7 protein-coding genes are annotated in these 15,696 nt (G+C 73.2%); 2 read left to right on the plus strand and 5 right to left on the minus strand.

Annotated elements, in window-relative coordinates; all coding sequences use genetic code 11:
- Positions 1–103 precede the first annotated feature (103 nt).
- Positions 104–5,605, minus strand: a complete 5,502-nt coding sequence (pulA, locus tag AB0O91_RS37705; RefSeq protein WP_363443070.1) for a pullulanase-type alpha-1,6-glucosidase — start codon at positions 5,603–5,605, stop codon at positions 104–106.
- Between the two features lie 316 nt (positions 5,606–5,921).
- Between pulA and AB0O91_RS37710 the strand changes: the two genes are divergently transcribed.
- Positions 5,922–6,887 carry a phosphatase PAP2 family protein gene (locus AB0O91_RS37710; protein ID WP_363443072.1) on the plus strand — a complete coding sequence of 322 codons (966 nt, stop codon included), beginning with the start codon at positions 5,922–5,924 and terminating at the stop codon, positions 6,885–6,887.
- A 101-nt stretch (positions 6,888–6,988) separates the two neighbouring features.
- Here AB0O91_RS37710 and AB0O91_RS37715 read toward each other — a convergent pair whose 3' ends face one another.
- Both AB0O91_RS37715 and glnA read right to left on the minus strand, forming a co-directional pair.
- On the minus strand, positions 6,989–10,015 hold the full coding sequence (locus tag AB0O91_RS37715; protein WP_363443074.1) for a bifunctional [glutamine synthetase] adenylyltransferase/[glutamine synthetase]-adenylyl-L-tyrosine phosphorylase: 3,027 nt from the start codon (positions 10,013–10,015) through the stop codon (positions 6,989–6,991).
- Between the two features lie 404 nt (positions 10,016–10,419).
- Positions 10,420–11,781, minus strand: coding sequence for a type I glutamate--ammonia ligase (gene glnA / locus AB0O91_RS37720; protein WP_350511192.1), 1,362 nt, complete (start codon positions 11,779–11,781; stop codon positions 10,420–10,422).
- Between the two features lie 175 nt (positions 11,782–11,956).
- Here glnA and AB0O91_RS37725 point away from each other — a divergent pair, with 175 nt between their 5' ends.
- Entirely contained in the window at positions 11,957–13,714 is a 1,758-nt protein-coding gene (locus tag AB0O91_RS37725) for an NAD+ synthase (protein WP_363443076.1), read from the plus strand.
- 12 nt (positions 13,715–13,726) lie between these two features.
- Here AB0O91_RS37725 and AB0O91_RS37730 read toward each other — a convergent pair whose 3' ends face one another.
- Positions 13,727–14,767 (minus strand): endonuclease/exonuclease/phosphatase family protein, encoded by a 1,041-nt coding sequence (locus AB0O91_RS37730; RefSeq protein WP_363443078.1) that lies wholly within the window; start codon positions 14,765–14,767, stop codon positions 13,727–13,729.
- Positions 14,768–14,962: 195 nt separating this feature from the next.
- Positions 14,963–15,595 (minus strand): TetR/AcrR family transcriptional regulator, encoded by a 633-nt coding sequence (locus AB0O91_RS37735; RefSeq protein WP_363443080.1) that lies wholly within the window; start codon positions 15,593–15,595, stop codon positions 14,963–14,965.
- Between the last annotated feature and the right edge of the window lie 101 nt (positions 15,596–15,696).

Here is a 15,696-nt window from a genome sequence, read left to right on the forward strand (position 1 = left end):
TCCACCGGCCGCCCCAAGGGCGTCTGCGTGCCGGACCGGGCCGTGCTGCGCCTGGTGCTGGACTCCGGCTTCCTCGGGGCCCGGGAGTCGGGACCGACGGGAATCAACCCTGAACGAACACCGCCACGGTACGACCCGGCACGGTGAACGTGCCGGTGGCGCCGTCGAATCCGGACCGCTTCACCACCTGGTCCACCCCGCCCGCCTGGACGGGGTGCAGCGCCTGGCTCGTCCCCTTCAGCGCGGCCACGGTCTGCGACTGGACGCCGGGCGTGGCATTGAGGACCACGGTGACGCCCTTCTCCGCCCCCGCCAGCCCGGTGCCGTCCAGGTGCAGGGTGATCACCCCGGGCGTCTCACCGGGCGTGCCGGAGAGCGGGTAGGACAGCCGCTGCTGGACGGCGGCCAGGGTGGGCAGCGAGAACAGCGGCGAGGACCGCTTGATCCGCAGGAACTCCTGGAACTGCGCCGTGGTCGCCCGGATGTCGGCCGCGCCGACCGTCAGCCCCGGGTCGGCCAGCAGCTTCCGCGCGGCCGGCCAGAGCTCCTGGTTGTCCTTCGCCATCGGCAGGCCGCGGCCCCAGCCGTTGCCCTGGGCCGGATCCCAGTGGATCGCGTTGAACCAGTCCCCCGAGTCGTAGGAGTTGGAGTCGAGCGACTTGGAGCGCAGCAGGTCGCTGCCCGCCTGGGCGAAGCCCGCGCCCTGGGTGAGCGCGGTCAGCGACAGCCCGAGCGCCTGCATCCGGGCCCGGTCGGCGGGCGCGGTGCCGGTCGGCAGCTTGTACGCGAGGGCGTCGAACAGGTCGGTGTTGTCGTGGGCGTCCACGTACTCCACCGCCTCGCCCGGCGCGGCCGCGTACCCGGTCGGGGCGCCGTTGTAGTCGACCTGGGCGCCGGTGACGGCCTTGCCGGAGCTGTCGGTGAAGGAGTAGCCGGCCAGGTTGCCGGTCAGCCCGACCTTCAGTTGGTCCATCTGGTGCAGCAGCCGGGCCTTCTGCTCCTCCGGACTGCCGTTCGCCGCCGAGCCGTTGGGGTCGGTGTACAGGCCGGAGGCGAAGCCCTGCTGCGGCGCGGAGCTCAGCATGAAGTTGCCGCCGCGGGCGGCGTCGCGGATCCGGTCGTCGAAGGTGGCGATGCCGGTGCCGGCCATGTTGGCCTGGGTGGCCTGCTCGAACCGGGCGTTGTCGGCGACGGTGCCGAAGTTCCAGCCCTCGCCGTACAGGAAGATGTTCCTGCCGTCCACGCCGTCGGAGGCCGGGGTCATCTTCCGCAGCGCGGACTGCACGTCCAGCATGGTGGACTTCGGGTCCAGGCCCATCAGGTCGAAGCGGAAGCCGTCGACCTGGTACTCCCGGGCCCACAGGCTCACCGAGTCGACCACCAGCCGGTTCATCATGGCGTGCTCGGGCGCGGTGTCGGCGCAGCAACTGTCCGCGGTCACCTTGCCGTTGGCGTCGAGCCGCTGGTAGTAACCGGGCACCACCCTGTCCAGCACCGAGTGGTCGTCCTGGCCGCTCGCGGCGGTGTGGTTGTAGACCACGTCCAGCACCACCCGCAGCCCGGCCGCGTGCAGCGCCTGGACCATCCGCCGGAACTGCACGGTGCGCGCCGTCCCGGTGGCGTCGGTGGCGTACGTCCCCTCCGGCACGTTGTAGTGCAGCGGGTCGTAGCCCCAGTTGTAGCCGTCGTCGGCGGCGACGGCGGCCACGCACTCCTGCTGCTTCGGGCCGTTCGCCGGCAGGGACTTGAGGTCGCAGGGCGGCAGCTTCCAGCCCGCCTTGTCCTTGGGGATGGAGGCGATGTCGAAGGTGGGCAGCAGGTGGACGGTGGTCACCCCGGCCGCGGCGAGGTCCCGCAGGTGCCGCATCCCGGCCGAGTCCGGCTCGGTGAAGGCCAGGTAGCTGCCGCGCTCGGCGGCCGGGACGGTGGCGTCCTCGGCCGAGAAGTCCCGGACGTGCAGCTCCTGGATCTGCTGCTGCGCGGGCGGGACGGCCGCCGGGCGGGCCTGGTCGTCCCAACCGGCCGGCTTGAGCTCCTTGGCGTCCAGGTCGGCGACCAGGCTGCGCTCGGAGTCGGCGGACAGGGCGACGGAGTACGGGTCGGTGACGGTGTTGACCACCAGCTGCTGGACGGAGGGCGCCCAGACCTTCACCTGGTACAGGTAGTACTTGCCGTCCAACTCCCGCTTGTCCCGGACGACTTCCCACACCCCGGTCTCGTCGTCCAGCTTCAGCGGCAGCGTCCTGGGGGTGCCGCCGGTGGGGCTGTCGAAGACCTGTACGGACACCTGCTGCGCGGTCGGCGCCCAGAGCGAGAGCGCCACCTTGCCGTCGTAGTGGGCCGGGCCGAAGTCCACCTTCCCGGTCCGGCGGGCGTACAGGTCGTCCAGCACGCCCGGGGTCTGCACCCCGGTGCCGGCCGCCACCGCGCCGCTGGGCAGGTGTTCGGTGAACAGCAGTTGGCTGCGCAGCGCGGCGGGGACGCGGGCGGTGTCCCGGGCGTCCACGGTGAAGGCCCGGTAGCCGCTCAGGTGCGGGTACCTGGCCTTCTGGGCGTCGGTCAGCCCGCCCGGGACGGGGGTGAGCCGGATCCAGCGGCCGGGCCCGGTCAGCACGCCCTTGTCGGCGCGGATGCCGCCCTCCGGGTCGTAGACCAGCTGGGCGCTGGTGCCGCCGGCCAGGGCCTGGTCCGTGGCGCCGTAGTTCGCCGGGACCACGACGGTCCTCGCGTCGATCCACTGGGCCTTGGCGCCGGAGAGGTCCAGCTGCGAGGAGGCGGCCGGATCCTGCGGCAGCAGGTAGCCCTCGCGGCCGCCGAGGATCCACACCTCCTTGCCGTTGACGGCGAAGTCCAGCGACTGGTCGGCGGGCAGGTCCTTGTCGTTGCCGTTGTGCAGGATGTAGCTGAGGCTGGTCGCGCCGGGGGCGAGCGGCACCTCGAAGACGGCGCCGAAGGCGTCCCGGCGCGCCGGGAGCAGCGGCTTGCCCCAGTCGGTGGGGGCGGCGGCGCCGGTCCAGTCGTGCAGGCCCCAGCCGTCGTAGGCGCCGTCGGCCCGGTTGTAGTGGATGACGGCGGTGTTCGGGGGCTGGGTGTTGGCCGGGCCGGGGTTCGCGGTGCGGACGGTCGGGTCGCCCTGCTTCAGCCAGACCTCGCCGGTGGCGCCGAGGTCGAGGTGGCGGTCGGCGTCCACGTCCTTGACGCCGTTCCGCTCCACGACGAAGCCCAGGTCCGCGGCGCCGGGCTTCAACTTGACGTAGGCGAAGGCGCCGTACGCGTCCCGCCCGGTGAAGGGGTGTCCGGCGGGCCACTGGGTGCCCTCGCCGTCGGCGAGGTCGCCCCAGGCGTAGAGGTTCCAGCCGTCGTAGTCGCCGTCCGGCCGGTTGTAGTGGACGACGGCGTACGGGCGGGCGCCAGCCGTGGGCACCGGCGCGGGCGCGGGGGTGCCGGTGGTGAAGCTCGCGGTGGCGGAGCGCAGGTGGCCGCTGGAGTCCTGGACGACGGCCTTGTAGCGCACCACCGTGCCGGGGGCGACGCCGGCGAGGTCCTGGGTCACCGCGTACTTCCCGGTGTCGGCGGTGCCCAGGGTCCGCCAGGGCCCGTTGCCGATCTGGGCGGCGAAGCCGACCCGGTTGAAGCCGCCGCCCGTCGTGGCGCCGACGGTCACGAGCCCGGTGGACCCGTCCGCGGGCGGTTGCACCGACAGCTGCGGGGCGGCGGCGACCGGCGCCAGCCGGGCACCGGCCTTGAACACCACCGAGGACAGCGCCGGGACGGTGACGGTCACCCTGCGGTCGGCGCCGCTGGTGAGCCGCTCCCCCGCCGCCGGGTAGATCCGGTCGAAGCCCATGCCCGCGGAGAAGGTGTCCAGGGTGACGGCCTTCGCCTCGGTGGCGTTGTTGACCGCCGCCAGGTACTCGACCTGCTGGCCGGCGTCGATCCGGGAGAAGGCGTACACGCCGGGGCCGTCGGCGGCGTAGCGCTCGATCTGGGCGCCGTCGGCGAGCGCCGGGTTGGCGCGGCGCAGCTCGGCCAGGCCGGCGATGCCCCGGTAGAGCTCGCCGCCCCGCCCGTAGCGGTCGGCCGGGCCGGAGGGGCCGCCGAGCACCCGGTCGCCGTTGTACGAGGCGGTCCTCGACGCGAACATGTCCTGCCGGGCGTCCTTGTCGCCGCCGGCGCCGGTGAAGCCCTGTTCGTCGCCGTAGTAGACGACGGGCTGGCCGCGGGTGAGGAACTGGAGCTCGTTCGCGAGCCGGTCCTTCTTCAGCAGGGTGGCGTCGTCGGCGCCCGGGTTGTCGGCGAGCAGGAAGGAGCCGAAGCGGCCCATGTCGTGGTTGCCGAGGAAGGTGGGCAGCTCGTAGGCGTCGGTGTCGGCGCTGGTGTAGCGGTAGTCCTGCCCGTAGACGTCGGCGAGGTTGCGCGCCGAGCCGCCCTGGGAGACGTAGGAGCGGGCCGCGCCCTGGAACGGGAAGTCCAGGGTGGCCTGCAGCTTGCCCTTGGTGACGTAGGGCGAGGTGACGGCCGGGTCGCCGGAGTAGACCTCGCCGAACATGAAGAACTTCTTGTTGCCCTGCCGGGCGGCGAAGTCCTTGAGGGCGGGCGCCCACTGCTGCCAGAAGGCCGTGTTGACGTGCTTGACGGTGTCGATCCGGAAGCCGTCGACCCCGGTGTCCTTGACCCACCGCTGGTAGACCTGCTCGAAGCCCTTCACCACCCGGGGGTTCTGGGTGTCCAGGTCGTCCAGACCGTTGAAGTCGCCCTCGGTGGCGGATTCGCCGACGAAGGTGGAGTCGCCGCGGTTGTGGTAGAGCGCCGGGTCGTTGAGCCAGGACGGCTTCTTGGCCTCGGCGTCGGCGGGGGTGCGGAAGACCGGGGTGTAGGGGAAGGAGTCCTTGGTGATCTTCGGCCAGGGCGCGCGGGCGTCGGCGATCGCGGTCTCGTCGACCGGTCGGCCGTCGGCGTCCAGGGTCGGGTAGGCGCCGGTCGAGCGGTAGCCGTGCTGCTGCTCGGCGTAGTCGATGACGTCGGCGGTGTGGTTGGTGATGACGTCGAAGAAGACCTTGATGCCGCGCGCGTGCGCCTTGGCTATCAGCTCCTTGAGCTGGGCGTTGGTGCCGAAGTGCGGGTCGACCTGGGTGAAGTCGGTGATCCAGTAGCCGTGGTAGCCGGCCGAGGCCTCGGCCCCGCTGCCCTGCACCGGCTTGTTCCGGAAGATCGGGGCCATCCAGATCGCGGTGGTGCCGAGGTCCTGGATGTAGTCGAGCTTCTGGATCAGGCCGGCCAGGTCGCCGCCGTGGTAGAAGCCCTTGTCGGTCGGGTCGAAGCCGTTGTCCAGCCGCCCGCCGGTGATGCCGCCGGTGTCGTTGGCGGTGTCGCCGTTGGCGAAGCGGTCGGGCAGGACGAAGTAGAACTGCTCGCGGGTGAGGTCGTGCCGCCCGGCGGTGGCCGCCAGCGCGGCGTCCGAGGGCGGGGCCGGCGGGGCGGCGGCGAGGGCCGCGGGGGCGCCGCCGAGGGTGGCGGCGGTCAGTGCGGCGGCCAGCAGGACGGCCGTGCGGCCGGGTCTGCGGCGGGGACGGCTCCGCCGGGGGCGGAGCGCGGCATCGGTCACGGGGGTGCTCCCTTGGGGGAAGGGCGATCGATTTCCCAGGAAGCTAGCGGTCTGCAATATGTTTCAGCAAGATGCAGAAACGGTTTCGTCCCGGGAAAATCCAGGTCGCCGGCCCCCCTGACCACCCCGGTTACGTTCGAACGGCCGAGCGCGTGACAATGGGACGTATGTCCGTCCCACCGGTAGCCCCCAGACCCGATCGCACCCCCTACCCCGGTGGGATCCGCCCCCTACCCCTGGAGGGGGACAACCGGTGAAGAATCCACTTCCAGAGGATGAGCAGACGGCTACGAGTGGTCTGGCAGACTTCTCGTCCATGGGGGAACCGACCGAGATCCAGCGAGGCGACGCACGGCGCGCCGACGCGGCCCACGGTGGCGGTTCCGGGGCAGCCACGGCCACCACGGCCGGGCCGCCCGACGGAGCCACCCGTGCCGCCCAGTCCCGTACCGCCGTCCTGCGGAACCGCATCCGCGACCAGCGCCGCTCACCGGCCCGGCCGCGGATCTGGTTCGAACTGGCGCTGATCGGGATCAGCTACTGGGTGTACTCGATCGTCCGCAACGCCGTCCCCGAGCAGGAGGCGGTGGCGCAGAAGAACGCGAGCTGGATCTGGCAGCTGGAGCACCACCTCGGCATCGCCGTCGAGCGTTCGATCAACCACGCCGTGGACAGCGTCGGGTGGCTCATCACCGGGATGAACTACTACTACGCGACGCTGCACTTCATCGTCACGATCGGCGTGCTGGTCTGGCTCTACCGCAGCCACCCCGGCCGCTACGTCGCGGCCCGCACGGTGCTGTTCGTCACCACCGGGATCGCCCTGGTCGGCTTCTACTTCTACCCGCTGGCCCCGCCGCGGCTGATGACCGGCGGCGGCTTCATCGACACCGTGGCGGTCCACCACACCTGGGGCTCGTTCGCCTCCGGCCCGGCCGCGCACGTCTCCAACCTGTACGCGGCGATGCCCTCGATGCACATCGGCTGGTCGACCTGGTGCGGCCTGACGATCTTCTTCCTGGCCCGCCGGGCGTGGGTCCGGGCGCTCGGCCTGCTCTACCCGCTGGCCACCCTGACGGTGATCATCTCCACCGCCAACCACTTCTGGATGGACGCCGTCGGCGGCCTGATCTGCCTGGCGGTCGGCTTCCTGGCCGCCCGCTGGCTCTACCACGAGTGGGTCTACCGGCTGCCGCAGGTCCCCGCCCGGGAGACCGCCGATGAGCCGGTCACCGTCCCCGAGCAGTGGAGCGAGCCGGCCGTGAGCAGCGCCCGGCGCTGAGGCCGGTACGGACGTGCGGAAGGGGCCCCCGAGCGGGCCCCTTCCGCACGTCCGCGGCTTTTCCGCGTGCGCGCGACGGGCTCAGGCCCCGTGGAACGGACTCAGGCCCCGTAGAACAGCCGGTCCACCACGGCCCGGGCCCGCCGGGTGGTGCGCCGGTAGTCGTCCACCAGCTCCCCGCTGTGCCCGGCCCCGTACCCGAGGTAGCGGGCCACCCCGGCCAGCTCCCGGGCCTCCCCCGGGAAGCTGTCCCCCGGCCGCCCGCGCACCAGCATCACCGCCGACCGCACCCGGGAGGCCAGCACCCAGGCGGCCTCCAGCACCTCCGCGTCGGCGGGCTCCACCAGCCCGGCCCCGACCGCGGCCGTCAGCGCCGCCCTGGTCCGGGTGGTCCGCAGGCCCGGCACCTCGTGCCCGTGCCGGAGCTGGAGCAGCTGCACCGTCCACTCCACGTCCGCCAGCCCGCCCCGGCCGATCTTGGTGTGGGTGGTCGGGTCGGCGCCGCGCGGCAGCCGCTCGGCCTCGATCCGGGCCTTGATCCGGCGGATCTCCACCAGGTCCCGCTCCGGCACCCCGGCGCCCGGGTAGCGCAGCGGGTCGATCAGCTGCCGGAACCGGGTGCCCAGCTCCGCGTCCCCGGCCACCGGCTCGGCCCGCAGCAGCGCCTGGCTCTCCCAGGCGTGCGACCAGCGCCGGTAGTACGCGGCGTACGAGGCCAGGGTGCGCACCAGCGGACCGCTGCGCCCCTCCGGTCGCAGGTCGGCGTCGACCAGCAGCGGCGGCTCGGTGGACGGCGCGCCCAGCAGGGTGCGCAGCTCGTTGCAGACCGCCTGGGCGGCCCTGGCCGCCTCCTGCTCCAGCGAGCCCAGCAGCGGCTCGTGGACGAAGAGCACGTCCGCGTCCGAGCCGTAGCCCAGCTCGTGCCCGCCGAAGCGGCCCATCGCGATCACCGCGATCCGGGTCGGCAGGTCCCCGTGCTCGGCCTCCCAGCCGACGGTGCAGGCCCGCAGGGCGCCCTGGAGGGTGGCGGCGTTGAGCGCGGTCAGCGCCTCCCCGGCGACGTCCAGCGCCTCGGCCGGGTCCTCCCCGAGCCGGCCGAGCACGTCCGCGGCGGCCGTCCGGAACAGCTCCCGGCGGCGCACCGAGCGGGCGGCGGCCACTGCGGCGGCGGTGGACCCGGCCCGGCCGACGGCGGCCAGTATCTCCGCCTGGAGCCCCGCCCGGCCGCGCGGGACCAGGCCCTGCGGGTCGCCCAGCATGGCCACCGCCTCGGGGGCGCGCAGCAGCAGGTCGGGAGCGAGCCGGCCGGCCGACAGCACCCGGGCCAGCTGCTCGGCGGCGGCGCTCTCGTCCCGCAGCAGCCGCAGGTACCAGGGGGTGCGGCCGAGCGCGTCGGAGACCTGGCGGAAGTTGAGCAGCCCGGCGTCCGGGTCGGCCGACTCGGCGAACCAGCCGAGCAGCACCGGCAGCAGGGTGCGCTGGATCGCGGCCTTGCGGCTGACGCCCGAGGCGAGCGCGCTGATGTGCCGCAGCGCTGCCGCCGGGTCGGCGTAGCCGAGCGCCTCCAGCCGGGCCCGGGCCGCCTCCGGGGTCAACCCGGCCGCACCGGGCGGCAGTTCGGCGACGGCGTCGAGCAGCGGACGGTAGAACAGCTTCTCGTGCAGCCGGCGGACCTCCACCGCGTGCCGCTTCCACTCGCGCTGCAGCGCGGCCACCGGGTCGGAGCGGGTGTCGTCGTTGATCAGCGTGGAGAGCGAGCGGGCGAGGCGGCGCAGGTCCTCCTCGGCGGTCGGCATCAGGTGGGTGCGGCGCAGCCGGTACAGCTGGATGCGGTGCTCCAGCGAGCGCAGGAAGCGGTACGCGGTGTCCAGCGAGACGGCGTCCGCCCGGCCGACGTACCCGCCGCGGGAGAGCGCGGCCAGCGCCTCCAGGGTGTTGCCGCTGCGCAGGGCCGGGTCGGTGCGGCCGTGCACCAGTTGGAGCAGCTGGACGGAGAACTCGACGTCGCGCAGCCCGCCCGGGCCGAGTTTGAGCTGGCGGTCCAGTTCGGGGGCCGGGATGGAGTCGATCACCCGGCGGCGCATCTGCTGCACGTCGGCGACGAAGTTGTCCCGGGCGGCGGCCTGCCAGACCAGCGGGGCGAGCGCCTCGACGTAGGCGGCACCGAGCTCGGCGTCCCCGGCGACCGGGCGGGCCTTGAGCAGTGCCTGGAACTCCCAGGTCTTGGCCCAGCGCTGGTAGTAGGCGAGGTGGCTGGCCAGGGTGCGCACCAGCGGGCCGTTGCGGCCCTCGGGGCGCAGGTTGGCGTCCACCGGCCAGATGGTGCCCTCGCCGGTGGTGTCCGAGCAGAGCCGGGTGAGCGCGGCGGCCAGCCGGGTGGCCGCCTGGACCGCGGTGTGCTCCTCGACGCCCTCGCGCGGTTCGGCGACGAAGATCACGTCGACGTCGGAGACGTAGTTGAGCTCGCGGCCGCCGCACTTGCCCATCCCGATGACCGCGAGCCGGCAGGCCGCGGCGGCCTCCGGGTCCTGCTCGGCGGCGAGGCCCAGGGCGGTCTGCAGGGTGGCGCCGGCCAGGTCGGCCAGTTCGGCGGCGGTCTGGGCGAGGTCGGTGGTGCCGGTGAGGTCGCGGGCGGCGATGGCGAGCAGGCAGCGGCGGTAGGCGGCCCGCAGCGCGTTCTCCGGGCCGTGGTCGCGGCCGGCCTCGACGCCCTCGGCGAGCGCGCGGCGGAAGTCCGCCGGGCCGGGGTGCATGTCGCGCAGTTCGAAGGTGACCAGCTCGTGCCAGTCGTGCGGGTGCCGGGCCAGGTGGTCGCCGAGCGCGGTGGAGACCCCGAGCACGCCGAGCAGCCGGTCGCGCAACGGCTTGGAGGTGGTCAGGGTGTCGCGCAGGGTGTGCCGGTCGGCCTCGTCGGCGGCCTCCAGCAGCCGGGCCAGGCCCAGCAGCGCGAGGTCGGGGTCGGCGGTGGCGCCGAGCGCGTCCAGCAGCACCGGGTCGTCCGCCAGGCCCTCCAGCCCGGGGCCGTCCAGCAGCCGCACCGCCTTCGCGGGGTCGGTGAACCCGCGCCGGACCAGCCTGATCTCGGGCCGGCTGACCCGGCTCCCGGCCCGCTGCTCCTCCACCGCCATCGGCCCCTCCGTCCGTCCGCCCGCCGGCCCGACCGCGCCGCCCCGGCGCGGGACGAACGGCAGGAGTTCGCTAGCAGGTTACGCGCCGCCGCCGCGCCACGCCCGGGGTGACCGGCGACCGGACGGGCGGCCGTCGGCGCGGCCCCGGATGGTGCGGCGGTACGACGGCCCGGCGGGCGGTGCGACGGCCCGGCGGGCGATCCGCCGGACGGGCCCGGTACCGCCGGGAAGGGTGGGGAACCCGTGTCCTCCCGGGTCGGACGGGAGGATCGCCTCCCCTCGCCCCACACCCCTCCGTCACCAATTCTTCACGTTCCGTCACCGGAGAATCACCCGCCCCGCTCGCCGGGGACGGGCCCGCTGTCACCCGGTCGGAGGACGGCGGGCCCGGACGGCCCCGCGCCTCAGAGGACCTGGAGGTTCTTCCGCAGCTCGAACGGGGTGACCTCGGAGCGGTACTCCTCCCACTCCTGCCGCTTGTTGCGCAGGAAGAAGTCGAACACGTGCTCGCCCAGGGTCTCGGCGACCAGTTCGCTGCGCTGCATCAGGTCGATCGCCTCGCCCAGGTTCTGCGGCATCGGCTGGATGCCCAGGGCCCGGCGCTCGGAGTCGGTCAGCGCCCACACGTCGTCGTCGGCGCCGGGCGGCAGCTCGTAGCCCTCCTCGATGCCCTTGAGGCCGGCCGCCAGGGTGACGGCGTAGGCGAGGTACGGGTTGCAGCCGGTGTCCAGGGAGCGGACCTCGATCCGGGTGGAGCCCTGCTTGCCCGGCTTGTACATCGGCACCCGGATCAGCGCCGAGCGGTTGTTGTGCCCCCAGCAGATGTACGAGGGGGCCTCGCCGCCGGCGCCCGCGGTGCGCTGGGAGCCGCCCCAGATCCGCTTGTAGGAGTTCACCCACTGGTTGGTGACGGCGGCCGTCTCGGCGGCATGCCGCAGCAGGCCGGCGATGAACGATCTGCCGACCTTGGAGAGCTGGTACTCGGCGCCGGACTCGTGGAAGGCGTTGCGGTCGCCCTCGAACAGCGAGAGGTGGGTGTGCATGCCGCTGCCGGGGTGCTCGGAGAACGGCTTGGGCATGAAGCTCGCGTGCACGCCCTGCTCCAGCGCGACCTCCTTCATGACCAGCCGGAAGGTCATGATGTTGTCGGCGGTGGACAGCGCGTCGGCGTAGCGCAGGTCGATCTCCTGCTGGCCGGGGGCGCCCTCGTGGTGCGAGAACTCGACCGAGATGCCCATCGACTCCAGCATGGTGATCGCCTGTCGGCGGAAGTCGTGGCCCACCCCGCGCGGGGTGTGGTCGAAGTAGCCGGACTGGTCGGCGGGGATCGGTGCGGTGCCGTCGCCGGGCAGGTTCTTCAGCAGGAAGAACTCGATCTCCGGGTGGGTGTAGAAGGTGAAGCCCTGCTCGGAGGCCTTCTCCAGGGTGCGCTTGAGCACGAACCGGGGGTCCGCGTAGGACGGCGAGCCGTCCGGCATCAGGATGTCGCAGAACATCCGCGCGGTGCCCGGGGTCTCCGAGCGCCACGGCAGGATCTGGAAGGTGGTCGGGTCCGGCTTGGCGATCATGTCGGACTCGTACACCCGGGCGAATCCCTCGATCGCCGAGCCGTCGAACCCGATGCCCTCCTCGAAGGCCTGTTCCAACTCCGCCGGCGCCACCGCGACCGACTTGAGGAACCCGAGCACATCGGTGAACCACAGCCGGACGAACCGGATGTCACGCTCTTCGAGCGTCCGAAGCACGAACTGCTGCTGCTTGCCCATGGGGACAGTCTCACCTCTGCTCTTTACGCGCGTGTTACGCCCGGACGGCCCCCGAAAGACCCCGTAAAGCGATTGCCACCATCATGGCCGATCGACACCCGCCACGGCAGGGCCGACCCCCCGGTCCTACCATCCTCACGGGACATTGCGTCAGTTCGACGATTACACTCGGGCCATGCCCAATCTCCGTCTCGCCCTGAGCCAGATCGACCCCTGGGTCGGTGACCTCACCCGCAACAGCGACGAGGTGGTGCGCTGGACCAAGCAGGCCGTGGAGGCCGGCGCCCAGCTGGTCGCGTTCCCCGAGATGGCCCTGACCGGGTACCCGGTCGAGGACCTCGCGCTGCGCCGCTCCTTCGTCGAGGCCTCGCGCGGCGCCCTGGTCGCGCTGGCGGGCCGACTGGCCGACGACGGACTGGGCGAGGTGCCGGTGGTGGTCGGCTACCTCGGCCGCTCCGAGCACGCCTCCCCGCGGTTCGGCCGCCCCGCCGGGTCGCCGCAGAACTGCGCCGCGGTGCTGCACCGGGGCGAGGTGCTGACCCGCTTCGCCAAGCACCACCTGCCCAACTACGGCGTCTTCGACGAGTACCGCTGGTTCGTCCCGGGCGACCAGCTGCCGGTGCTGCGGCTGCACGGGGTGGACGTCGCACTGGCGATCTGCGAGGACATCTGGCAGGACGGCGGCCGGGTCACCGCCGCCCGCGAGGCCGGGGCCGGACTGCTGCTGGTCGTCAACGGCTCGCCGTACGAACGGAACAAGGACGACCAGCGGCTGGAGCTGGTGCAGCGCCGCGCCGCCGAGGCGGGCTGCGCCCTGGCCTACGTCAACATGGTCGGCGGCCAGGACGAGCTGGTCTTCGACGGCGACTCCGTCGTGGTCGATGCGGACGGTCAAGTCCTGGCCCGCGCACCGCAGTTCGAGGAACACCTGATGGTGCTGGACCTCGACCTGCCGGCCGCGAGCAGCGACCACACCGACGGGCTGCTGCTGAGCGACGGACTGCACCTGGTCCGCACCGAGTTGAGTGACCGGCCGACCCCGCGCCCCGCCGGCGGGCCGGTGGCGGCCGGCATCGCGCCGCGGCTGTCCGACGAGGCCGAGATCTGGGCCGCGCTGGTCTCCGGCACCCGGGCGTACGTGACCAAGAACGGCTTCCGCTCGGTGCTGATCGGCCTCTCCGGCGGGATCGACTCGGCCCTGGTGGCCTCGATCGCGGTGGACGCGCTCGGCGCCGACAACGTGCACTGCGTCTCGATGCCCAGCCGCTACTCCTCGCAGCACTCCCGGGACGACGCGGCCGAACTGGCCCGCCGCACCGGGCTGCACTTCCGGACCGTCCCGATCGCCCCGATGTTCGACGCCTACCTGGCCGCCACCGAACTGACCGGCCTGGCCGAGGAGAACCTGCAGTCCCGGCTGCGCGGCACCCTGCTGATGGCGCTCTCCAACCAGGAGGGGCACATCGTGCTCGCCCCCGGCAACAAGAGCGAGCTGGCGGTCGGCTACTCGACCCTGTACGGCGACTCGGTGGGCGCGTACGGACCGATCAAGGACGTCTACAAGTCGCTGGTCTTCCGGCTCGCCCGCTGGCGCAACGAGGAGGCCGGGCGCCGCGGCGAGGTGCCGCCGATCCCGGAGCACACCATCACCAAGCCGCCGTCCGCCGAGCTGCGGCCGGACCAGGTCGACGCCGACTCGCTGCCCGACTACGACCTGCTGGACGGCGTGCTGACCCGCTACATCGAGGGCGACGAGGGCCGGGACGCGATCGTCGCGGCCGGCTTCGACCCGGCCGTGGTGGACCGGGTGGTCCGGCTGGTCGACACCGCCGAGTACAAGCGGCGCCAGTACCCGCCGGGCCCGAAGATCTCGGTCAAGAACTTCGGCCGGGACCGCCGGCTGCCGATCACCAACCGCTGGCGGCGCGGCTGAGCCGGACGGACCCTAGCTGTACGTGTAGGCGGCGGCCACCGCGAGGTGGTCGCTGCCGTCCCGGGGCAGGGTGCGGGAGTCCACCGGCCGGAGCCCGCCCTTGCTCATGATCTGGTCGATCCGCGCCATCGGGAACGCCGACGGCCAGCTGAAGCCGAAGCCGTCCCCGGCCGCGCCCTGGGCCGAGCGCATCTGCGAGGTGACCGGCGCCAGACTGCGGTCGTTCATGGTGCCGTTGAGGTCGCCGAGCAGCAGCACCTTCTGCACCGGCTCGGCCTGGATCGCGTCGCCGAGCGCCTGGGCGCTGACGTCCCGCTGGTGGACGGTGAAGCCGCCCTCGGCCTTGAGCCGGACGGACGGCAGGTGCGCGACGTACACCGCGACCGGGCCCTGCGGGGTGCCGACCTGGGCCCGGAACGCCCTGGTCCAGCCGATCTTCAGGTCCACCGGCGAGACGTCGGTGATCGGGTACTTCGACCAGAGCCCGACCGTCCCCTCCACGGTGTGGTGCGGGTACGTGCCGGCCAGCCCGGTCTCGTACGCCCGCACCTGCGGACCGGCCAGCTCCTGGAGGGCGACGATCTCCGCCCCCGAGTCGACCAGGCCCCGGACGGTTCCCGGCACGTCGGTGTTGCCGGCGGCCACGTTGTGGCTGACCACCGTCCAGTCGCCCTTGCCGCCGCTCTTGTCCGACACCAGCCCGCCGAACAGGTTCACCCACAGCACGGCGGGCAGCAGCAGGGCGACCAGCGCGGTCGCGGAACGGCGCAGCAGCGCGGGCACCAGCAGCACCGGGACGGCCAGGCCCACCCAGGGCAGGAAGGTCTCCAGCAGGCTGCCGAGGTTGCCGACGCTGTTGGGCACCCGGGCGTGGAAGGCCAGCAGCCCGGCGGTGGCCACCGCCAGCAGGGCGGTCAGCAGTCCGCGCCGCCAGGGGCCGCTGCCGCGGGTGTCCCGGCCCCAGTACCGCAGGCCGAGGAAACCGCCGCGGCCCGCGGGCGTGCCGGCACCGCCACGGGCCGTGGTCCGCTCGGTGCTGTCCGCCTGCGCCATGCCGTGGCTCCCGTCGTTCGTGCCGTCGCCGGTCCGACGTCCGGTCCGTGGGGGTACGGGCGCGGGTGCCGGACTGGTGCCGGTTCGATCGGATAGCCGGCTCAGCCTATGCCGGGACAGACGCGCGACCCCTGGACCGGGTTCCGGCGTGGCCCGCTTTGGTGAGCCAGGCCACGTACACGAAGCAGCTGCGCGCTACCGCGGGGCGATGCCGTCCAGCACGGCGTCGACCAGTTGGCGGGAGAGGTCCGGGTCCTCCAGGTCGGAGTCGTCGGACAGGATGCTGCGGTAGAGGATCGGGCCCATCAGCAGGTCGCCGAGCAGTTCCAGGTCGAGGTCGTCGCGGATCAGGCCCTCGGCGACGGCCTGCCGGATCAGGTGGATCCCGATCTCCCGGCGCGGCTTGGCCACCCGCTCCCGGTAGGCGGCGTGCAGCTCGGGCAGGGTCTGCATCTGCCCGAGCGCGGCCTTGAGCACCCAGCGGGTGCGCTTGGCCAGGCCGCGGCGGCGGATGTAGTCGACCATCGCGATCAGGTCCTCGCGGGCGCCGCCGCCGGTGGGGGCCGGGATCGGCTCCTCCAGCCGGCTGACCACCTCGACCAGCAGCGCCTCCTTGTTGGGCCAGCGCCGGTAGATGGTGGCCTTGCCGACGCCGGCCGCGGTGGCGATCCCCTCGATGGTGAGGTCGGACAGCGTGTTGCCGTCGGCCATCAGGTCCTCGACGGCGGTGAAGATGGCCAGCTCGGCGGCCTCGCTGCGGGGCCGGCCGCGCCGCACCGCCGCACAGGGCTGCCCGGTGTCGGCGCTCGGCGTGTCCGTCCTGATCACCGCTGTCTCTCCCTCGCTGCGCCCCGGGCGCGGCCGCCGTGGGGTGTCTCCAGGCCCGGTTCCCGGGCCGGTGGCCCCGCCGGTCACGTCACCGGCCGGCA

Origin of the sequence: Kitasatospora sp. NPDC089797 (genome assembly GCF_040684795.1) — a bacterium.
Taxonomy (GTDB): Bacteria; Actinomycetota; Actinomycetes; order Streptomycetales; family Streptomycetaceae; genus Kitasatospora.